Genomic DNA, 20,140 nt, shown 5'->3' with positions numbered 1-20,140 from the left:
CCTAATCTGACCGACTCCCTGCTAGAGACGCGGCGGGTTTATTGATTAGGGGTTTGGGCTATGTTTCTTCGCGTTTCCGCGAAATCTTTCCTTTTAAGCGCAGTTTCTGCAGTGGCTTTGATGTCTGCCGCGCATGCTGCCGATGTGGTGCAGCCGGTCGAGGCGTCCGGTCTCAACTGGAGTGGGCTGTATGTCGGCTTCGGTGTGGGTGCAGGTGCCAACGTTCATAAACTCAGCAGCGACTTTATTCCGATTTCACTGAACGGCATTGGCGGTGAGGGTGTTTACGGCGAGCTGACCGCTGGTTACGACTATATGGTGTCTCCCCGCTTCCTGCTCGGCGGATTGCTGGACGTCCACGTGGGCGATATCAAAACCAAGATCGATGCCGCCGGTTTCAACGCCTCGATCCAGGAGACATACGGTTTCGACGCTGGCCTGCGCGTCGGCTATCTGTTTACCCCGAACACACTGGGCTACGTGCTCGGCGGCTATTCCTGGCAGAAGTACAAGCTCGATACCAATGCTGGCTTCGGCTTTGATTGGGACCAGAGCGGCTACTTCGTCGGCGGCGGCATTGAAACGGCCATCAACAGCAACTGGACGATCAAGACAGAGTACCGTTATACGCGCTTCGGCACCAAGGAGGATCTCCTCTCGGAGGCCGGCCTTATCGGAGCTCCGGATGGCCTTCTCAACCTCGATACGTCGCGGCATACGTTCCAGATTGCGGCCAACTATCGTTTTGGCGCCCGGAATGGCGGCGGTGCCACTTTTGAAACCCCTGCATACAACTGGACCGGCTTCTATATCGGCGGCGCGGCTGGCGCGGGTGCGTCCGTGCACCAGATTGAAATCCCGCCGCTCGGCGGCGCCAAGTTCAATGGCCTCGGTGGCGAAGGCGCGTTTGGCGAGTTGAACGTTGGTTACGACCAAGACTTTGGCAACTGGGTTGCAGGCGTTATGGTCGACGCCCGCTACTCCGGCATGACCTCGAAGCTGGACCTTGGCGGCGGATCGATCAATGTCGACACCGACTACGGTTTCGACGTGCTCGGCCGCGTCGGCATGAAGATGAACGAATCGACGCTTGCCTACGCACTGGCTGGCTACAGCTGGCAGCATTTCGACATAAATGCTTCCGACCCGATCGGCGATATCCTCGACTGGGGTTCCAGCGGTTTCTCGGTTGGTGGCGGTCTGGAAACGGCAGTGTCCAGCAACGTCACGGTCGGTGTCGAGTATCGCTATTCGCAGTTTGCCAAGAAGGATTTCTCGTCGGAGTCGGGGCTGCCCGACGACTCCATCACATCCACTTCTTCTTTCCATACCGTGCGTCTCGGCGCGAAGTACAAGTTCAACTAAAGCCCTCCAGGTAAAAGTTGCGGCCCGCCGGCCTAGCCGGCGGGCTTTTTTTTGCGCTGAAGGCTTTTGCGCTGGACCCAAGCAACAAAAAAGCGGAGCCAAAGCCCCGCTTCCTCGGTATCGAGATTGCCGCCGGTTCATCCGCGGTCGGCCAATCTATCGACAATCGGGTTCTATCGCATCTATGCGACGGGAGTACGACAGGCTTCCCGAGCGCAGTCCTTTGCGTTTCAGGCCCGCTCAATCCGGCACTGGTAGCAGTTGTTACGCGCCGAGCGGACATGCACATAGGCGATGTCGTCGCGCTCGAACAAAGTCTCGGCCCGTGCCGCAATCGCTTCGGTAGGAATGACCCCGCCACTGCCGTAGACGATTCGATCATCCCTGCCATAGCCGCGCACGATGTAGTCCGGGCTTTCGAGGACCTCGGGAAGCAATTCGGTCTCGGCCGCACGCTCGCACTCTTCCGCATGCAGAAAGATCGGCCCGGTTTCAGCATAGGGCTGAAGCTCCGGAAAGGGGCGGTAGGCAAGGATGAGATAGGCATCGCCGGCTGCGATGTTCTTCAGGCAATGCCGGCAAGGCATGCCGTCGCCGTCGGAAATCCTCCGCTCTGGCCTCTGGCCGTAAGCGTCGAGACCGCCGCGTTGCAGCGTCCTGACTTGTTCGCTGGGTAGCGCCTTGAACTGAATGGCCATGATGAAAACCTCCGGTTTGCTGACCGGAAATTATGTGCTCGGGCCAATGTTTCCCACCCGATTCTTGCCAAGGGATCGAGGGACCGATCCGATGTCGGTCCCTCCCATAGATCAAAAAGCATCATCGATAGGGCCGACCGATTAAAACAAGCCAGCTAATTAAAGTTGATCGAACCCTGGTTCACCGAATGAAATCGTCGAAGCGTCGCAATGTCACCCTGCGATTCTGCCAGTTTTCGTTCTGCGTCGGCACGAGCAGGAACTCCTCGCCGTAGCCCACGGTTTCCAGGACATAGCCGGGCACGCCGAATTCGCGCACCAGCGTACGTTTCAACGAAGCGGCCCGTCGTTCGGAAAGGATCTGGTTCGACTGGAAGGAACCGACGGCATCGGTATGCCCTTCGATCAGCACGCGGGCGCCGGGATCGCGGCGCAGGATGCGCCGCAGCGCGTCGGCGATATTCTCGATCTTGTCGTATTGCGAGCTGGAAATAGCCGCCGAGCCGAAGGCGAAATTGATCGACTGGATGTCGATCGAGCGCGCCATGCGGCGCAAATCCGGCCGGCGCTTGAATTCGCGGATGGTGACACGCTCGTTGGGCCGCAGCTTCACCCGGGGCGCCGCCTCGAGCTTGCGCTCGATCGTCGCGGCCGAAGGCGTCGTCGCCTGGGCGGCGGCAAGGCTCGGCATGGCGATCGCTGCGATCAGCGCGGCGACGAGTGTGCGGCGTGTCAGCATATCTATTTCTCCTTCGGCCTCGGCCGCATTGATGATGCGGGCAAGATGCCAAAGGCAGGCTGAAGCGCCGATGAACGGCCGGTTCAGGTTCCGGCCAATGTCACGGGCGCATGACGCTGGCCGAGCGCTCGGCGAAAGGCAGCGGATGCACGACCTCGTTCTTCTGCGCGACCGGCTTGAAGCCGAGCTTCTGGTAAAGCGGCAGAGCTGCCGGATGGTCCAGCGTGCAGGTCTGCACCGTTACCCGTTTTGGCCCATGCGACCAGGCGGCTGAAATCGCCGAACCCAGGAACCAGCGGCCAATGCCTTGCCCGGTGGCATGTTCCATCATGCCGAAATAGGCGAGTTCGACTTCATCAGGCAGATGCGGCTTGAGGTCAAAGAAGCCGGCTGGCGCGCCGTCGAGGTAGAGCACCCTAATGTCGCGGTCCTCGCGGTGGATGCCGGCCGAAAGCTCCTCATCGTCCAGCCTGAGAACATTCACCCAATGCCATTTGCGGCCGACCCGGTCCATCAGATAGCGATAGAAATGCAAGGGGATGTCCCTGGTCTTCAGCAGCGCGATCTGGCGGTTGTAGGGCACTGGCGGGGAGACCGCAGGAGGGGCATGCATTTCGAGAAAAGTCACCGTGACTTCAATGTCCTGCAGCACACCGTTTTCCATCGCGTTCATTCCTTGCCGCCCTTGGCGGGGCCGGTCTTGGCGGGGCCAACCGTCGCGGGGCCGGTCACGACAGGCGTATCGGAGAGCCCGCCCCATTCCGTCCATGAGCCGTCATAAAGCCTGTTGTCGGTGTGGCCAAGCGTCTCCAGCGCGAGCGTAACCACCGCGGCGGTGACACCGGAGCCGCAAGACGTGACGACGGGCTTCGACAGGTCGATGCCGGCGTCCTCGATCACCTTGCGCAAACGGTCCTTCGACAACAGCATGCCGTTTTCCGACAGTGCGGAGTACGGCACGTTGCGTGCGCCCGGCATATGGCCGGAGCGGACACCCGCGCGCGGCTCGGGCTCGACGCCGGTGAAGCGGCCGGGTCCACGGGCATCGGCAATCTGGCTGGCGCCGGTCTCGACGATCCCTCGCATGTCGGCAAGGCTGGCGACGCGGCCGGCGTCGAAATCGGCATGGAACACGCTTGGCGCGATCTTCGTCGGCTCAGACGTTACCGGGCGGCCGGCCGCCTTCCAAGCGTCGAAACCGCCATCCAGGATATAGGTCTGGAAAACACCCATGATGCGGAACATCCACCATGCCCGGGGTGCCGAGAAGAAACCCGGACCATCATAGACGACAATGGTGTCGTCGGCGGACACGCCCATCGCACCGACATATTGCGCGAAATGCTGAGGCGAAGGCAGCGTGTGCGGCAAGGCAGCGTCGGGATCCGACACCGCGTCCTGGTCCAGGAAGCGGGCGCCTGGAATATGGGCGGCATTGTATTCGGCGCGCGCGTCGCGCTTTTGCGCCGGCAGGTACCAGGACGCGTCCACGATGGTCAGGCCGGGCTCGCCCAGGCGCGCCTGCAGCCAGTCCGCGTCGACGGTGAAAGGACTGTCTTCGGCCATTCTGGTTCTCTCTATTGCGGGTAGGGCAAGGGTTAAGTGTCAGGCGGCCGGCATCGGGCCGAAACGGATGCGGAAGCGCCTGTTCTCGCGACCCTTCTTTTCGATCTTGCCGATGTGGATTTCACCGATTTCGCCGGTGCTTTTCACGTGTGTGCCACCACAGGGCTGGCTATCGACCGCGCCATTCTCACCAATGCAGACCAGGCGGATCCTGCCGGTGCCGACCGGCGGCCGGACGTTCTTCGACTTGACCAGGCCGGGGTTAGCGGCGAGTTCCTCGTCGCTGATCAGCCTGGTGAAAATCGGATGATCGGCGCGCACCAGATCCATCAGGCTGGCGGTGACCTCTTCCTTCGAGAAACTGGCGTCCGGAATGTCGAAATCGACCCGGCTATCGTCCTCGGAAACCGCGGCACCGGTGATTGGAAACGGACAAACGACGGTAAGCAGATGGCAAGCCGCGTGCATGCGCATCAACAGGTGCCGACGTTCCCAGTCTATCGCGAGGTTGACCTTCTCGCCAACCACCAGATCCGCCTGCTCCGGCGCCGGCACATGGATGATCTCGTCCTTGGTCTCACCTGTGATGGTGGCGGCAATGGCGATGCGGCTGCCATCGGCACGTACGAGATAGCCGGTATCACCCGGCTGGCCGCCCGAGGTGGCATAGAAGATCGTCCGGTCGAGGATGATGCCGCCACGATCATTGACTGCGGCAACCGCCGCATCCGCCGTACGCAGATAGGCGTCGTCGCGAAACAGCGCTTCCGTCTTGTGCGCCATCATGCGACCTTTTCGAAAGGCACCGAAATCTTGCTCTGCAGTTCCATCCAGCCCGGCACCGGGAGATTCTTCTCACGCAGGAATTCCGGATTGAACAGCTTCGACTGGTAGCGTGTGCCGTAGTCGCAAAGAATGGTCACGATGGTGTGGCCCGGGCCCAATTCCCTGGCGAGCCGGATAGCGCCGGCAATGTTGATGCCGGTCGAGCCGCCGACGCACAGGCCTTCTTCCTGGATCAGGTCGAAGACGATCGGCAGCGCGTCCTCGTCCTTGATCTGGAACGAGAAATCCGGCGTGAACCCTTCGAGATTGGCGGTAATACGCCCTTGCCCGATGCCTTCGGTGATCGAACTGCCTTCGGACTTCAATTCGCCGCTGGTATAGAAACTGTGAAGCGCGGCGCCAAGCGGGTCGGCAAGCGCGATTTTCACATCCTTGCTCTTGGCCTTCAGCCCGAAAGCGACGCCGGCCAGCGTGCCGCCTGAACCCACCGCCGAGACGAAACCGTCAACCTTGCCGCCGGTCTGGGTCCAGATTTCCTCCGCCGTGGTGCGGATATGCCCATCGCGGTTGGCGACATTGTCGAACTGGTTGGCCCAAATTGCGCCGTTGGGCTGGGTCCTAGCCATCTGCTCGGCCAGCCGCCCCGACAGTTTCACGTAATTGTTGGGGTTCTTGTAGGGCACGGCCGGCACCTCGATCAGCTCGGCGCCGAGCAACCGGATCGTGTCCTTCTTCTCCTGGCTCTGCGTATCGGGAATGACGATGACGGTGCGATAACCCAATGCCTTGGCGACCAGCGTCAGCCCGATGCCCGTATTGCCTGCCGTGCCCTCGACGATGACGCCGCCCGGCTTCAACAGGCCGCGCTGTTCGGCGTCGCGGATGATGAAAAGGCCGGCGCGATCCTTGACCGATTGCCCCGGATTCATGAATTCGGCCTTGCCCAGGATCTCGCAGCCGGTTTCTTCGGACGCTTTGTTAAGGCGGATCAGAGGCGTGTTGCCGATCGCGTCGATCACAGAACGGGGCATTCAGGATTCCTTGTGTGCGTGCGCCGAAACCCTAGAAACCCGAAGCTTCGGTTTCAAGGCAAGAATTCGCCTGGTCCAGTCGCATTTCCGGCACTGCTGTGCGTCTACACCCTTTGCAGCCTGCTCGATATCCCACAGTTCATTTGCATCCGTGGTCGAAAAGCACTCTTTTCATTCGATTCCCTGACCGCTAGAGCAAGGCACCAACAACTCGGCAGGGCGCAGCATGACACTCTATCGGGCAGATCCGAAACACGGCGTCGCCTGGGTCACGGGCGGCAGCAGCGGCATTGGCCGCTCGCTGGCCAGGGATCTGGCGTCCCAGGGCTATGCGGTGGCGGTAACGGCTCTGGATGACGATCCGATCGACACGCTCATCGTCGAGACCGCGCAGATGCCGGGCAGCGTCACGGCCTTTCCCTGCGACGTCACGGACGAGCCGCGCATGGCAAGAACGGTGGCCGCGATCGAGAAGGAGCTCGGCCCCATCGTGCTCGCCGTCTTCAATGCCGGAAACTACATTTCGACGCCTGGAGAGGCTCTCGTCGTCAAGGACTTTCGCCGGTCCTTCGAGGTCAACTATTTCGGCATCATCAACGGCTTGGTGCCGGTCGTGGAGTATATGCGCGTGCGGTCGCGCGGCCACGTCGTACTGGTCGGATCGGTCACCGCCTATTTCGGCTGGCCAACGACGGCCGCCTATGGCGGCACCAAGGCGGCGATCAATATCCTGGCCGAGTCGCTGAAGTATGATTTCGACAAGATGAACATCCGCGTCCAGGTGATAAACCCCGGCTTTGTCGACACGCCGCTGACCGAAAAGAACATGCTGCCAATGCCAGGCCTGATGCCGGTCACCCGGGCGACGCGCCGCATGGTGAAGGCAATCAAATCCGGCGGCTTCGAAGTCACTTTTCCGTACCGCACGAGCTGGCCGCTGAAATTTCTCGCTTTGTTGCCCAGGCCGATAAGCCGATGGGTGATCAGCTTGATGACCAGCTGGAAGGCACGGCCGCTGCATTACGAGCGCAAGTCACCCAACGAATAGGAAGCCCACAGGATTTGGTGGTGCGACGGCCTGAACGGTCGTTGCCTGTTCATGGCCACCGCCATAGGCTTGTTGTTGTTGCGTGGAGTCTGCGATGGGGCGACGGATCGTGCTTGCTGTGCTGACCCTGGTCGCCGTCCTCGCATTGGCCTTCGTCTTCGGCCCGCGCGTTCCCGTCGACACCACGATCCGCTTCGATCCTTCCGTCATCGGTGACGATCCGCAGGCCTATGTGGCGAAGGTGGAAGCCGCCGTGCCCGGTATCCGCGACGGGCTCGAGAAGGAGATCGTCTGGGCCAACCCCATGGTGCATGCCAAGACGCCGCTGTCGATCGTCTACATCCACGGTTTCTCGGCTTCGAAGGGCGAGGTCCGCCCCCTGCCCGACGACGTGGCCGACCTGCTGGACGCCAATCTCTTCTACACCCGCCTGACCGGTCACGGGGGGGACGGCGCGGCGATGACGCAAGGCAGCGTCAACGCCTGGATCAACGACTATGAGGAAGCGCTCGCCATCGGCCGGGCGATCGGCGACAAGGTGATCGTCATCTCGACCTCGACCGGCGGCTCGCTGGCGGCATGGGCGGCAACGCAGCCGGGTGCATCGGATGGGGTGGCGGCGATTGCATTCATCTCGCCCAATTTCGGCGTGAAGGCATCCGGCGCCGAGATCCTGACCATGCCCTGGGGCAAGCAGATCGCCGAACTCGTCACCGGCAAGGAGCGCAGTTTCCTTGCGCGCAACGCGCTGCACGAGAAATTCTGGACCACCAAATATCCGGTTGCCGCGACGCTGCCGATGCAGGCGTTGACGGAACTCGCCTATAGGGCGCCGGTGGAGAAGGCCGATATCCCTGCCCTGTTCATCTTCTCGGATTCGGACAGGGTGGTGCGGCCAGACCGCACCCGCGAAATCGCCGGGCGCTGGGGGGCACCGCACGAACTGGTGCCGGTCGACGACACCGGTGACCCAGACAACCATGTCATTGCCGGCGATGCGCTGTCGCCATCGACCACGGCATTTCTGGCGCAACGGATTGCCGTCTGGATCGAGGCGGTGGCGAAGTAAGGTGCGCAGACGAAAAAGGCGGCTGAAGCATCGCTTCGGCCGCCTTTTTCTGTGTCAATCAGGCAACCAGCCAAGCGCCAAGGCTTGGCCGGCCTTCATGAGGCTGGTCAGGCAGCCCGCGCTGCCGGACGCTTGCCGCCGAAACGGCGCTTGTTGTTGCCCTTGAAAGGCTTAGCGCCTTCCGGCTTGCGCTCACCGGCAAAGGCCGGCTTGTCGCTGAAGCGCTTCTTGCCAAAGCCGTTGCCCTTGTTCTCGCCGCCCGGCCGCCGGCCGTCACGACGGCCATTGCGGTCGTTGCGATCATTGGCGGGCTCGAAGCGTTCGTGCTTTTCAGCCGGATTGCGCTGCGGATCGGGGCTGCCGAGATGGTCGGCGACGATCGGCAGTTTGGTGCGGATGATGCGCTCGACCTGGCGCAGCTTGCTGTTTTCCGAAGGATCGCAAAGCGTGATCGCAATGCCGTCCATGCCGTTGCGGCCGGTGCGGCCGATGCGGTGGACATAGCTTTCAGCCTCGTCCGGCAGGTCGAAATTCACGACATGGCTGATACCGGGGACGTCGATGCCGCGCGCCGCGATATCGGTCGCGACCAGAATGCGGACCGATCCATCGCGAAAATCGTTCAACGCCTTCTGACGGGCATTCTGCGACTTGTTGCCATGGATGACGGCGGCCTTGAAGCCATCGCGCTCGAGATCCTTGGTCACCCGGTCGGCGCCATGCTTGGTGCGCGAAAAGATGATGACGGACTTCATCGCCTCGTCGGCAAGCATCGTCGACAGCACCTGGCGCTTCTGCTTGGTGCGGGCGAAGACGACGCCCTGGACGATCTCGGCCGCCGCGGTGCTTTGCGGCGAGACTTCGATACGGACCGGGTTCTTCAGAAGACCCTTGGCCAGTTCGGCGATCTCGTCCGGCATGGTGGCCGAGAACAGCGCCGTCTGGCGGTCAGGCGCGGTCGCCTTGGCGATGCGCTTGACGTCGTTGATGAAGCCCATGTCGAGCATGCGGTCGCCCTCGTCCAGCACCAGCCATTTGGTGTCGGAGAGGATGAGGTCGCCCTCGCGCACCAGGTCGGTCAAGCGGCCGGGCGTGGCAATCAGGATGTCGACGCCGGGAGCAACCTTCTTCACCTGGCTGAAGCGCGAGACGCCGCCCAGCACGAGTGCCGTCGAGACATGCGCGCCCTTGGCGAGGATCTTGATCGTGTCCTCGATCTGCACGGCGAGCTCGCGGGTCGGCGCCAGGATGAGCGCACGGGTCGTCTTGGCGCGCCGCTTGGTGCCGAGCGCGATGATCTTCGACAGGATGGGCAGCGCAAAGGCCGCGGTCTTGCCGGAGCCGGTCTGCGCGATGCCAAAAATGTCACGGCCTTCCAGCTGCGGCGGGATGGCCTGCATCTGGATCGGCTTCGGCTCCGTGAAGCCGGCATTGTGGGTGGCCTTGAGCAGCGCACCCGTGATTCCCAGCGCTGCGAAGCCGGAGAGTTCCACGGTTTCGTTGCTGGGCAATGTGTTTTCGTTGGTCAAAATATTCTTCTTTCACGCGGCTTCTTGGCCGCAAACATCAATGGCGGCAGGGCGCAACCTGCCGTCGAAAAACTGATATGAAACGACAAGGCGGGCGGACGCGTGCGTCCGCTCGGCTGCGCTGTCGTGCCCGCAGGCATCATGCCACGGGGCTTTTTCGCCGCCTTACCGATTTGCCGGAAAGAGGGAAAACAGACGCAACCAGTCTCATTTGTCGAGAAGGCCGGAATCTCCCGGCCCAAGCGCCTATGGGCTGCATATGGCTGAGTTCGCCCCGGAATGCAAGGGGCGTCATGTTGCAGCGCAGCAAAACCAGCTGGGAAAGCCGACGCTTGCACTCCCCGACGGGCATCATTACCACAAATGCAGCTTCTATTTTGGGGACCGAGCGATGAAGGACGTGCTGAAGGAACTCGAGCGCCGGCGCGACATCGCCCGTATGGGTGGCGGACAGGCGCGCATCGATGCCCAGCACAAGAAGGGCAAGCTCACCGCGCGCGAACGCATCGAGGTGTTCCTCGACGAAGGCTCCTTCGAAGAGTTCGACATGTATGTCGAGCACCGCTCGACCGATTTCGGCATGGAGAAGACCAAGATCGCCGGCGATGGCGTCGTCACCGGCTGGGGCACGGTCAACGGCCGTCCGGTCTACCTCTTCGCCAAGGACTTCACCGTATTCGGTGGCTCGCTGTCGGAAGCGCATGCCGAAAAGGTCATCAAGGTGCAGGAGATGGCGCTCCGCAACCGCGCGCCGATCATCGGGCTCTACGATGCCGGCGGCGCGCGCATCCAGGAGGGCGTAGCGGCGCTCGGCGGCTATGCCGAGATTTTCCAGCGCAACGTGCTGGCCTCCGGCGTCATTCCGCAGATTTCGGTGATCATGGGTCCGTGCGCCGGCGGCGACGTCTATTCACCCGCCATGACCGACTTCATCTTCATGGTGCGCGACACCTCCTACATGTTCGTCACCGGCCCGGATGTGGTGAAGACCGTCACCAACGAGACGGTGACGGCCGAAAGCCTCGGCGGCGCTTCGGTGCACACGACGAAGTCCTCCATCGCCGACGGCGCCTATGACAATGACGTCGAGGCGCTTTTGCAGATGCGCCGGTTGGTTGACCTGCTGCCGGCCTCGAACACATCTGACATTCCCGAGATCGAATGCTACCAGTCCGTCACTGACCACGATTTGTCGCTCGACCGGCTGATCCCCGACAACGCCAACAAACCCTACGACATCAAGGAGCTGATCCTGAAGGTCGCCGACGAGGGTGACTTCTTCGAAATCCAGCAGAGTTTCGCCAAGAACATCGTCACCGGCTTCGGGCGCGTCGAGGGCCGCACGGTCGGCTTCGTCGCCAATCAGCCGATGGTGCTGGCCGGCGTGCTCGATTCCGACGCCAGCCGCAAGGCGGCGCGCTTCGTGCGCTTCTGCGACTGTTTTTCGATCCCGATCGTCACCTTCGTCGATGTGCCGGGCTTCCTGCCCGGCACCGCGCAGGAATATGGCGGGCTGATCAAGCATGGCGCCAAGCTGTTGTTCGCCTATGCCGAAGCAACCGTGCCGAAGATCACTGTCATCACCCGCAAAGCCTATGGCGGCGCCTATGACGTGATGGCGTCAAAGCATTTGCGCGGCGACATGAACTATGCCTGGCCGACGGCGCAGATCGCCGTGATGGGCGCCAGGGGCGCGGTCGAGATCATCTACCGCAAGGACATTGGCGATGCGGAAAAGATCGCAGCCCATACAAAGACTTACGAGGATCGCTTCCTGTCACCCTTCGTCGCCGCCGAACGCGGCTATGTCGACGAGGTGATCATGCCGCACTCGACGCGCCGCCGCGTGGCACGGGCGCTGCGGATGCTGCGCAACAAGGACATGCAGAACCCCTGGAAGAAGCACGACAACATCCCGTTGTGAGGCGACGGCCTTCAGCGCCCGCCTCGATCCGCAACCAGTTCGCGCAGCACCGGCACCAGCGCCAGCGGCAGATCCTCGGCAATCAGCCCCGCACCGAACCGGCTGCCGGCCTCGGCATGGATCCAGACCGCGGCGCAGGCCGCTTCGAACGCCGGCATGGCTTGCGCCAGCAGACCGGCTGATATGCCGGACAGCACGTCGCCAGACCCGGCAGTGGCAAGCCAGGCCGCGCCATTGGAATTGATCGCCGCCCGGCCGTCGGGAGCAGCGATCACCGTGTCGGCGCCCTTGTAGACGATAACGGCATTGGCTCGTGCGGCCGCCGCGCGTGCCTTGTCGAGTTTGGACGAGGCATTGTCAGAGGCGATGTCAGGAAACAGCCTGGCGAACTCACCGTCATGCGGCGTCATTACCAGGGCTGGCGCATGTGGCCTGCGCGCCGCTTCGAACAGGACGTCCGGCGCGTCGCGAAACGCGGTGATCGCGTCGGCGTCGAACACGAGGCCATCAACCTGTGTGGCAGCAGCTTGAGCCTGTCCGGAGGCGAGGAGTGCCAGCCCAAAGGTCCGCGTTTTGTCACCAACGCCGAAGCCGGGGCCAAGAACGAAGGCCGAAGGCCGGCGTTCGCCGACAAATTCCCTGATATCGGCGACATCATCGGTTTTGCGCAGCATGATCGAGGTCAGATGGCCGGCATTGACCCGCATGGCATTGCCCGGCGACAGCACGGTCACCGCCCCTGCTCCGCTTCGAGCCGCGGCAAGCGCCGACAGCCGCGCGGCCCCGGTAGCGCTCGGCCCGCCGGAAAAGACGCCCACATGGCCGCGCTTGTACTTGTGTGTGTCGACAGCCGGCACCGGGAAATCGCGCAGCCAATGCGCCGGCCTGTTCTCGAATATCCGGGACTGGAGCCGTGCAATGATGTCGTCGCCGATGCCGATATCGGCGAGCACGATGTCGCCGCATCGCTCTCGGCCCGGCAGAAGCAGATGGCCTGGCTTCTTGCGCGCGAAGGTCACAGTGGCGGCTGCGGCAAACGCCAAGCCCAAAACTCTGCCGCTGTCGCCGGAAACGCCCGAGGGCAGATCGACCGCGACAACCGGCAAACGCCGATCAGTGGCGACCCCCACCGCCCTGACGGCATCGCCCGACAGCGGCTTGGACAGCCCTGCCCCGTAAAGCGCATCGACCACGATCGAGCCGGGCTCCGCTTCAAACCTGGACAGCGGCCGGGGCGCGATTGGGCACTCCGCCGCCGCAAGTGCTGCGTCGCTTTGCGGCCTCGGTGCACCGGACGCCCAGATCGTGGTGGTGACGCCGCTGCCGGCCAGGATGCGGGCGACGACATAGCCGTCGCCACCATTGTTGCCGGGCCCGCACAACACGTGGACGTGCATCGCTGAGGGGTAACGCCTGAAAACTTCGCCCGCGACCGCTTCGCCCGCACGCTGCATCAGGCCATAGCCATCGATTGGACCGGCGGCAATCGTCAGCCGGTCCGCCTCGCCCATTTCGGCGGAAGTAAGAAGTTCATCGCTCATGGATTGCCGATCCGCATTCGATCAAGCATTGTCCAGTTTTCGAGCCGACGCAAACAAAGAGGAGCGCATCACCAACTGCGGCCATGCCACCAAGGCGGGTATCAAGGCAAAATCGCACACCAGATGAGCATCCTGCCTAATTGTTAGGCGGACGCAATCATGGGGACTGTGTCGCTTCAGCAGGCCATGCCGCATCCGATACTGCGAATGACGCGAATTTGCATCTCGGCGCGGCATAGGTTGGAAATCGTATGAAACCGCTTCGAATCCAGCTATCTGGCACAGTTCGTGCTTGATGGAGGCGCAAGCGGGGGTTCACAACCCGTTTTTTTGGCAGTGGAGGCCACTTTTTACATGAAAAAGATCGAAGCGATCATCAAGCCATTCAAGCTGGACGAAGTGAAGGAAGCGCTTCAGGAGGCCGGACTGCAAGGCATCACCGTGACCGAGGCCAAAGGCTTCGGGCGTCAGAAAGGCCATACCGAACTCTATCGTGGCGCCGAATATGTCGTCGATTTCCTGCCCAAGGTGAAGATCGAGGTCGTGCTCGGCGACGACGCGGTCGAAGGCGCCATCGAGGCCATCCGCAAGGCGGCCCAGACCGGCCGCATCGGCGACGGCAAGATCTTCGTCTCCAATATCGAGGAAGTCGTGCGCATCCGCACCGGTGAGACCGGAATGGACGCGGTCTGACGCGACCAGCCTTCCAAGAAACGTCATCCATCAAAAAACGTCATCAAACAGGGATACATGACATGACGACAGCCAAAGACATCATGAAGCAGATCAAGGACAACGACGTGAAATTCGTCGACCTGCGCTTCACCGACCCGAAGGGCAAACTGCAGCACGTAACGATGGATGTCGTCGAGGTCGAGGAAGACATGTTTGCCGATGGCGTCATGTTCGACGGCTCCTCGATTGCCGGCTGGAAGGCCATCAACGAGTCCGACATGGTGCTGATGCCCGATCCGGACACGGTCCACATGGACCCGTTCTTCGCCCAGTCGACCATGGCCATCCTGTGCGACATCCTCGACCCGGTCTCGGGCGAATCCTACAACCGCGACCCGCGCGGCACGGCCAAGAAGGCCGAAGCCTACATGAAGTCGGAAGGCATCGGCGACCAGATCTTCGTCGGCCCGGAAGCCGAGTTCTTCGTGTTCGATGACGTCAAGTACAAGGCCGATCCCTACAACACCGGCTTCAAGCTCGACTCCACCGAACTGCCGTCCAACGACGACACCGACTACGAGACCGGCAATCTCGGCCACCGCCCGCGCATCAAGGGCGGCTATTTCCCGGTGCCGCCGATCGACAGCGCGCAGGACATGCGCTCCGAGATGCTGACCGTGCTCGCAGAAATGGGCGTACGCGTCGAAAAGCATCACCACGAGGTCGCGGCTGCGCAGCACGAACTCGGCATCAAGTTCGACACGCTGGTCCGCAACGCCGACAAGATGCTGATCTACAAGTATGTCGTGCATCAAGTCGCCAACGCCTATGGCAAGACGGCCACCTTCATGCCGAAGCCCATCTTCGGCGACAATGGCTCGGGCATGCACGTCCACCAGTCGATCTGGAAGGGCGGCAAGCCGACCTTCGCCGGCAATGAATATGCCGGCCTGTCCGAAAGCTGCCTGTTCTACATCGGCGGCATCATCAAGCACGCCAAGGCGATCAACGCGTTCACCAACCCGCTGACCAACTCCTACAAGCGTCTGGTGCCCGGCTATGAAGCGCCGGTGCTGCTCGCCTACTCGGCGCGCAACCGTTCGGCCTCCTGCCGCATCCCGTTCGGCTCGTCGCCGAAGGCCAAGCGCGTCGAGGTCCGCTTCCCCGATCCGGGCGCGAACCCCTACCTCGCCTTCGCCGCCATGCTGATGGCCGGCCTCGACGGCATCAAGAACAAGATCCACCCGGGCCAGCCGATGGACAAGGACCTCTACGACCTGCCGCCGAAAGAGCTGAAGAAGATCCCGACCGTCTGCGGTTCGCTGCGTGAAGCCCTCCAGAGCCTCGACAAGGACCGCGGCTTCCTGAAGGCCGGCGGCGTCTTCGACGACGATCAGATCGACAGCTACATCGAGCTGAAGATGGCCGAGGTGATGCGCTTCGAAATGACCCCGCATCCGGTCGAATACGACATGTACTATTCGGTGTAAGAACCCGTACCGGTAGCGTTGAAAAGGCCTTTGAAGGATATCCGCCTTCAAGGGCCTTTTGCTGTTCGTCAATGCTCATCGACCAATGCTCACCGATGGGCGCGCACGTCGCCAGCCACGCAAGCGCTGCTATTTCGTTCCAAAGGATCGTTTGATGTCCCGTGCCAGGGCCGTGACCACCGGCGGAAATCACAAATGAAGGCTTGTGGGTGGCAGTTTCGAGCGCGCGATCGAACGCCAGGAGCGAGCGGCGCACTGCCTCAGGCTGCAATGCCCGCTCGTCCGGCGCCCCCGCCAATGCCGTCGTTCAAGAAACCCCGCCCCGTTCGAACAGCATCGCTTTGGCGTAACCACATGGCCACGAATACGCATGCCGCAGCGTGATCTGTCAACGTCGCCGGACGAAGGCATAAATCGCCGATTTCAATGTATGAACAGAGGCTTATAGAAAGGATCGTTGGACTACGGATGAGATGAAACAGGCCGTTTTCCGGGCTTTTCCGGCGAAGTGGAAAGCGCACCACACCGGTGGCGGCAAGTAGTATCAGCCAAAAGCCTCTCCGTCCGGCAAATTTGCCCGGTCTTTTTCAACCTGACTTTTTTTGGGGGTATTCGCTCCGCCAGGCGACATTGACCTCGATCTCGCGCAGCAACTGCCTTTCCGAGCGCACGCCGAACAGGTAGCCCACAAACAGCGCCTTGAACATCAAAGTCGGATCAAGCGGCGGCCGGCCATTGTCGGCGCAGTAGAGCGGGTGCCGTCAGATCGTGGATGAGGGAAAAGTCGACTGCGCGGTCGATCTTGCGTAACAGGTGGTCAGCAGGATCCAACTGATCCAACGTTACCATCTCAAGCGCGGTTCGGGGGCGGGTCGCTTCAACATGACCCATTGAATCAAAAACCCCCGGCAATTGCCAGGGGTTTGTCAGAAACCTGAGCCCTGGCGTTTCCGCCAGGGCTTTTTGTTATCGAGTTCTGGTCGAGGCGAAGACCTTGCGTTCGGCGCCGCGAACAATCAGGCGGCGGCCGAAACCTTCGCGTCGGTCGCGACCTGCGAGATCGTCTTCAGCACCTGCGAAGCGATCTGGTAGGGGTCGCCCTGGGAGTTCGGACGACGGTCTTCCAGATAGCCCTTGTAGTCGTTCTTGACGAAGGAGTGTGGCACGCGGATCGACGCGCCACGGTCGGCGACGCCATAGCTGAACTTGTTCCACGGCGCGGTCTCGTGCTTGCCGGTCAGGCGCTTGTCGTTGTCCGGACCGTAGACGGCAATGTGGTCCATCAGGTTCTTGTCGAACTGCGCCATCAGGGCCTCGAAATAGGCCTTGCCGCCGACTTCGCGCATGAACTTGGTCGAGAAGTTGCAATGCATGCCGGAGCCGTTCCAGTCCGTGTCGCCGAGCGGCTTGCAGTGGAACTCGATGTCGATGCCGTAAGCCTCGGTCAGACGCAGCAGTAGGTAGCGCGCCATCCAGATCTGGTCGGCGGCCTTCTTGGAGCCCTTGCCGAAAATCTGGAATTCCCACTGGCCCTTGGCCACTTCGGCGTTGATGCCTTCATGGTTGATGCCGGCCGCAAGGCACTGGTCGAGATGCTCTTCGACGATCTTGCGCGCGACGTCGCCGACATTCTTGTAGCCGACGCCGGTGTAGTACGGGCCCTGCGGCGCGGGATAACCGCTCTCGGGGAAGCCGAGCGGGCGGCCGTCCTTGTAGAAGAAGTATTCCTGCTCGAAGCCGAACCAGGCGTCCTCGTCGTCGAGGATGGTCGCGCGGCTGTTCGATTCATGCGGGGTGACGCCATCGGGCATCATGACCTCGCACATGACGAGAATGCCATTGGTGCGGGCCGGATCCGGGTAAAGCGCCACAGGCTTCAACACGCAATCGGAGCTGCGGCCTTCGGCCTGCATGGTCGAGGAACCGTCGAAGCCCCACAGCGGCAGCTGTTCGAGCGTCGGGAATTCGGCGAATTCCTTGATCTGCGTCTTGCCGCGAAGGTTGGGGACCGGGGTGTAACCATCGAGCCAAATGTACTCGAGCTTGTATTTCGTCATTCTAGCCTCTCGTTGCTTGTTCATGGAACACCAAACGGCCTCGACACACGTCTGCCGTCGGCAGCCGGCGCTGCCGATCCCTAAAACGCAATTCATGTGCCACTCCGACTTCGGCGGGTGCGGCAAAATGGCAGGGGTATCGCGTCGAATTTGCTGAGCCGCCTCAACACTGGGCCCAAATCAATCAAGCGCGAATTATGCATAAATATTCGGCAATTGCTGATCTTTTCATAGGCATATTGCCTAAAGGAATCGCAGGACCTATCTTGTGGGAAAGCTGAATCGACAAGCTCCTGAAAACTAAGGAAACCGCCCATGGAAGTCGTCCCCTCCCGTCCGTCGGCAAAAATTCTGATGTTCCCTCTTGCAGCGCGAAGATCTGCCTCAAATTTAGGCGCAAAGGCGAAATTCGCGGCAGAGATCGCTTCGTTGCGCTACACGTACGCCGATTTTGACGGCTGGTATCACGAAGCGGCGATCGAGGAAGAAAATCAGCCAAAGAGCTGATCAGCTTCTTCGGAGTCCCAGACACGGAAAAGCCCGGCGTGAGCGATCACGCCGGGCTTTCTGTTGGCCGAGGCCAGCTACTCCTTGCCGTGCAGGTCGGTGCCAAGCGTATCCTTAACGAAGATCATGCCGATGATCAGCGTCATCGCCGCGATCACCACCGGATACCACAGACCATAGTAGATATCGCCCTTGTAGGCGCTGAGCGCGAAGACTGTTGCCGGCAACAGGCCACCGAACCAGCCATTGCCGATATGATAGGGCAGCGACATGCCGGTGTAACGAATGCGGGTCGGGAACATCTCGACCAGGATCGCCGCGATCGGCCCGTAGACCATGGTCACGAACAGGACCAGGATGAACAGGATGCCGATCGTCATCGGCCAGTTTACGGCGGCCGGATCGGCGAACATGGCGAAGGCACCGCCGCCCGGTATGTTGTAGACGGTGACCTCTGGCGCGCCGGCGGCCTCGTCGGTGGTCAGGAGCTTGTCCTTGACCGCCTGATCGGTCGGCACCGCGGTTTTTTCGCCACCGCGAATGGCGGCGGCATCGAGCTTCAGTTCCGGATTGGCGGCGACAAATGCATCGAGCTTCTGGTCCGGTATCTTGATCGCCGCACGCTTCAGTGGATAGCCGCCGTCCCGAAGCGAGATATTGACGGCCTTCATGAAGGCTGCCTCTTTGGCTTTTGACTGGTCGCCGGCGGCGACGACGTCGTAGGACTCAACCGTCTCGCTACCGATTTTGACCGATGCCGCTGTTCCAGGGGCCGCCGTAGTGATCACGTCATAGGGAACTGAGTTCCTGGTTAGGAATGCCGTTGCCACATCACACGATGTGGTGAATTTCGCATTCCCCACCGGGTTGAACTGGAACCTGCAGTCGCCGGGTGCTGCCGTGACCGTTGCCTTTGTGTCCAGCTGCGCCTTGGCGAGTGCCGGATTGGCGGCCCAGGTCAATGCCTTGAACAGCGGGAAGGTGCAGACGATGGCGAGCGCAAGGCCAGCCATGATGATCGGCTTGCGGCCGATCTTGTCGGAAAGCCAGCCGAACACGACGAAGAAGATCGAGCCGAGTGCCAGCGCGATCGCGATCATGATGTTGACCGACTGCGCATCGACTTTCAGCACGTTCTGCAGGAAGAACAGCGCATAGAATTGGCCATTATACCAGACGACGGCCTGGCCAGCAGTCAGGCCAAGCAGCGCCAGCAATGCGATCTTGGCATTCTTCCACTGACCGAAGGCTTCCGAAAGCGGTGCCTTCGAGCCCTTACCTTCGTCCTTCATCTTCTGGAAGGTCGGAGACTCCGAGAGAGACAGTCGAATCCAGATCGAGACGGCGAGCAGCACGAAGGAAACGATAAACGGAATACGCCAGCCCCAAGCGGCGTAGGTTTCCTTGCTCAGGGAGCTCTGAACAGTCAGAATGACGATCAACGACAGGAACAGGCCAAGTGTCGCCGTCGTCTGAATCCACGACGTGTAGAAACCGCGGCGGTCATCAGGCGCGTGCTCAGCGACATAGGTCGCCGCACCGCCATATTCGCCGCCGAGGGCTAGGCCCTGCAGCATGCGCAGCCCGATCAGGATCACCGGAGCCGCGATACCCAAGGTCGCATAACCGGGCAGCAAGCCGACCAGGAAGGTCGACAGACCCATGATCGTCATGGTGACGAGAAAGGTATACTTGCGGCCGACGAGGTCACCGATACGGCCAAACACCAGGGCGCCGAACGGGCGGACGAGAAAACCGGCGGCAAAGGCCAGCAGCGCGAAGATGTTGCGCGTCGCCTCCGGAATGGTCGGGCTGAAAAAGGTCGAGCCAATGAAGGCCGCCAATGAACCGTAGAGATAGAAATCGTACCATTCGAAAACGGTGCCGAGTGAGGAAGCGAAGATGACCTTCTTCTCTTCCCGAGTCATGCCGCGGCTCGTTTTGCCGGCGGTCGATGCCATTGCCATAGAGTTGTCCTCCCGTGAGACCCTTGTCCTCGATGCCGGCCGCCAGTGTCAGCGCTCTCCTCCGAACGCGGACTCGGAAAGTGCCGGGCCATCACGGGAAAAATGACAGAAAGCGCCCGCCGACGGCAGAGCGACGATGGGATTATGA

The 20,140-nt window shown here is 61.4% G+C and carries 17 protein-coding genes and 1 pseudogene; 7 read left to right on the top strand and 11 right to left on the bottom strand.

The window, feature by feature from the left end; translation table 11 throughout:
- Positions 1 to 60: 60 nt before the first annotated feature.
- Positions 61 to 1,365, top strand: a complete 1,305-nt coding sequence (locus CK228_RS17920) for an outer membrane beta-barrel protein (RefSeq protein WP_095788712.1) — start codon at positions 61 to 63, stop codon at positions 1,363 to 1,365.
- A gap of 230 nt (positions 1,366 to 1,595) precedes the next feature.
- Here CK228_RS17920 and CK228_RS17915 read toward each other — a convergent pair whose 3' ends face one another.
- From CK228_RS17915 to CK228_RS17890, 6 genes are all read right to left on the bottom strand, one after another.
- Complete coding sequence (locus CK228_RS17915; RefSeq protein WP_095775784.1) at positions 1,596 to 2,063, bottom strand: DUF1203 domain-containing protein; 468 nt, start codon at positions 2,061 to 2,063, stop codon at positions 1,596 to 1,598.
- A gap of 181 nt (positions 2,064 to 2,244) precedes the next feature.
- A complete protein-coding gene (locus CK228_RS17910) occupies positions 2,245 to 2,802 on the bottom strand; it encodes an OmpA family protein (RefSeq protein WP_095788711.1) in 558 nt (185 codons plus the stop codon).
- Positions 2,803 to 2,902: 100 nt separating this feature from the next.
- Positions 2,903 to 3,466: a GNAT family N-acetyltransferase gene (locus tag CK228_RS17905; RefSeq protein ID WP_095775786.1), complete on the bottom strand. Its 564-nt coding sequence runs from the start codon at positions 3,464 to 3,466 to the stop codon at positions 2,903 to 2,905.
- A 5-nt stretch (positions 3,467 to 3,471) separates the two neighbouring features.
- Entirely contained in the window at positions 3,472 to 4,368 is an 897-nt protein-coding gene (gene sseA / locus CK228_RS17900; RefSeq protein ID WP_095788710.1) for a 3-mercaptopyruvate sulfurtransferase, read from the bottom strand.
- Positions 4,369 to 4,407: 39 nt separating this feature from the next.
- Entirely contained in the window at positions 4,408 to 5,151 is a 744-nt protein-coding gene (locus tag CK228_RS17895) for an alanyl-tRNA editing protein (RefSeq protein ID WP_095775812.1), read from the bottom strand.
- Positions 5,151 to 6,185, bottom strand: coding sequence for a cysteine synthase A (locus tag CK228_RS17890; RefSeq protein ID WP_095788709.1), 1,035 nt, complete (start codon positions 6,183 to 6,185; stop codon positions 5,151 to 5,153). Before CK228_RS17890 ends, CK228_RS17895 begins: the two co-directional genes overlap by 1 nt.
- A 226-nt stretch (positions 6,186 to 6,411) precedes the next feature.
- On the opposite strand from CK228_RS17890, the gene CK228_RS17885 reads away from it, so the two are divergent.
- Positions 6,412 to 7,233 (top strand): SDR family oxidoreductase, encoded by an 822-nt coding sequence (locus CK228_RS17885; RefSeq protein ID WP_095788708.1) that lies wholly within the window; start codon positions 6,412 to 6,414, stop codon positions 7,231 to 7,233.
- A gap of 94 nt (positions 7,234 to 7,327) precedes the next feature.
- On the top strand, positions 7,328 to 8,302 hold the full coding sequence (locus CK228_RS17880) for an alpha/beta fold hydrolase (protein ID WP_095788707.1): 975 nt from the start codon (positions 7,328 to 7,330) through the stop codon (positions 8,300 to 8,302).
- A 107-nt stretch (positions 8,303 to 8,409) separates the two neighbouring features.
- Here the strand turns inward: CK228_RS17880 and CK228_RS17875 are convergent, their stop codons facing one another.
- Positions 8,410 to 9,831, bottom strand: coding sequence for a DEAD/DEAH box helicase (locus CK228_RS17875; protein ID WP_095788706.1), 1,422 nt, complete (start codon positions 9,829 to 9,831; stop codon positions 8,410 to 8,412).
- Positions 9,832 to 10,222: 391 nt separating this feature from the next.
- Between CK228_RS17875 and CK228_RS17870 the strand changes: the two genes are divergently transcribed.
- A complete protein-coding gene (locus tag CK228_RS17870) occupies positions 10,223 to 11,755 on the top strand; it encodes an acyl-CoA carboxylase subunit beta (RefSeq protein ID WP_095788705.1) in 1,533 nt (510 codons plus the stop codon).
- 11 nt (positions 11,756 to 11,766) lie between these two features.
- Here the strand turns inward: CK228_RS17870 and CK228_RS17865 are convergent, their stop codons facing one another.
- The gene (locus tag CK228_RS17865; RefSeq protein ID WP_095788704.1) at positions 11,767 to 13,296 is read right to left on the bottom strand and encodes an NAD(P)H-hydrate dehydratase; all 1,530 of its coding nucleotides are present in this window, start codon (positions 13,294 to 13,296) and stop codon (positions 11,767 to 11,769) included.
- 354 nt (positions 13,297 to 13,650) lie between these two features.
- Here CK228_RS17865 and CK228_RS17860 point away from each other — a divergent pair, with 354 nt between their 5' ends.
- Both CK228_RS17860 and glnA read left to right on the top strand, forming a co-directional pair.
- A complete protein-coding gene (locus CK228_RS17860; protein WP_006205430.1) occupies positions 13,651 to 13,989 on the top strand; it encodes a P-II family nitrogen regulator in 339 nt (112 codons plus the stop codon).
- Between the two features lie 62 nt (positions 13,990 to 14,051).
- A complete protein-coding gene (gene glnA, locus CK228_RS17855; RefSeq protein ID WP_095788703.1) occupies positions 14,052 to 15,461 on the top strand; it encodes a type I glutamate--ammonia ligase in 1,410 nt (469 codons plus the stop codon).
- A 617-nt stretch (positions 15,462 to 16,078) separates the two neighbouring features.
- On the opposite strand, the pseudogene CK228_RS17850 reads toward glnA, so the two are convergent.
- Positions 16,079 to 16,345 (bottom strand): annotated as a pseudogene (locus tag CK228_RS17850) (transposase); the annotation flags it as partial.
- Between the two features lie 132 nt (positions 16,346 to 16,477).
- The gene (locus CK228_RS17845; RefSeq protein WP_095775794.1) at positions 16,478 to 17,518 is read right to left on the bottom strand and encodes a glutamine synthetase beta-grasp domain-containing protein; all 1,041 of its coding nucleotides are present in this window, start codon (positions 17,516 to 17,518) and stop codon (positions 16,478 to 16,480) included.
- Between the two features lie 315 nt (positions 17,519 to 17,833).
- On the opposite strand from CK228_RS17845, the gene CK228_RS17840 reads away from it, so the two are divergent.
- Complete coding sequence (locus CK228_RS17840; RefSeq protein WP_095788702.1) at positions 17,834 to 18,025, top strand: DUF2735 domain-containing protein; 192 nt, start codon at positions 17,834 to 17,836, stop codon at positions 18,023 to 18,025.
- A 77-nt stretch (positions 18,026 to 18,102) separates the two neighbouring features.
- On the opposite strand, the gene CK228_RS17835 is transcribed toward CK228_RS17840, so the two are convergent.
- On the bottom strand, positions 18,103 to 19,992 hold the full coding sequence (locus tag CK228_RS17835; protein WP_095788701.1) for an MFS transporter: 1,890 nt from the start codon (positions 19,990 to 19,992) through the stop codon (positions 18,103 to 18,105).
- Between the last annotated feature and the right edge of the window lie 148 nt (positions 19,993 to 20,140).

It is taken from the genome of Mesorhizobium sp. WSM4312, from assembly GCF_002294875.1.
Lineage (GTDB): Bacteria > Pseudomonadota > Alphaproteobacteria > Rhizobiales > Rhizobiaceae > Mesorhizobium.
The sequence above is the reverse complement of the archived record's forward strand: the minus strand, read 5'-3'. Positions and strand labels throughout refer to the sequence as shown.

What these genes read in the sequence shown, in the direction of transcription:
- CK228_RS17920 (WP_095788712.1), top strand. Translation starts at nt 61, where the DNA reads ATGTTTCTTCGCGTTTCCGCGAAATCTTTCCTTTTAAGCGCAGTTTCT.
- CK228_RS17915 (WP_095775784.1), bottom strand. Translation starts at nt 2,063, where the DNA reads ATGGCCATTCAGTTCAAGGCGCTACCCAGCGAACAAGTCAGGACGCTG.
- CK228_RS17910 (WP_095788711.1), bottom strand. Translation starts at nt 2,802, where the DNA reads ATGCTGACACGCCGCACACTCGTCGCCGCGCTGATCGCAGCGATCGCC.
- CK228_RS17905 (WP_095775786.1), bottom strand. Translation starts at nt 3,466, where the DNA reads ATGGAAAACGGTGTGCTGCAGGACATTGAAGTCACGGTGACTTTTCTC.
- sseA (WP_095788710.1), bottom strand. Translation starts at nt 4,368, where the DNA reads ATGGCCGAAGACAGTCCTTTCACCGTCGACGCGGACTGGCTGCAGGCG.
- CK228_RS17895 (WP_095775812.1), bottom strand. Translation starts at nt 5,151, where the DNA reads ATGGCGCACAAGACGGAAGCGCTGTTTCGCGACGACGCCTATCTGCGT.
- CK228_RS17890 (WP_095788709.1), bottom strand. Translation starts at nt 6,185, where the DNA reads ATGCCCCGTTCTGTGATCGACGCGATCGGCAACACGCCTCTGATCCGC.
- CK228_RS17885 (WP_095788708.1), top strand. Translation starts at nt 6,412, where the DNA reads ATGACACTCTATCGGGCAGATCCGAAACACGGCGTCGCCTGGGTCACG.
- CK228_RS17880 (WP_095788707.1), top strand. Translation starts at nt 7,328, where the DNA reads ATGGGGCGACGGATCGTGCTTGCTGTGCTGACCCTGGTCGCCGTCCTC.
- CK228_RS17870 (WP_095788705.1), top strand. Translation starts at nt 10,223, where the DNA reads ATGAAGGACGTGCTGAAGGAACTCGAGCGCCGGCGCGACATCGCCCGT.
- CK228_RS17865 (WP_095788704.1), bottom strand. Translation starts at nt 13,296, where the DNA reads ATGAGCGATGAACTTCTTACTTCCGCCGAAATGGGCGAGGCGGACCGG.
- CK228_RS17860 (WP_006205430.1), top strand. Translation starts at nt 13,651, where the DNA reads ATGAAAAAGATCGAAGCGATCATCAAGCCATTCAAGCTGGACGAAGTG.
- glnA (WP_095788703.1), top strand. Translation starts at nt 14,052, where the DNA reads ATGACGACAGCCAAAGACATCATGAAGCAGATCAAGGACAACGACGTG.
- CK228_RS17845 (WP_095775794.1), bottom strand. Translation starts at nt 17,518, where the DNA reads ATGACGAAATACAAGCTCGAGTACATTTGGCTCGATGGTTACACCCCG.
- CK228_RS17840 (WP_095788702.1), top strand. Translation starts at nt 17,834, where the DNA reads ATGGAAGTCGTCCCCTCCCGTCCGTCGGCAAAAATTCTGATGTTCCCT.
- CK228_RS17835 (WP_095788701.1), bottom strand. Translation starts at nt 19,992, where the DNA reads ATGGCAATGGCATCGACCGCCGGCAAAACGAGCCGCGGCATGACTCGG.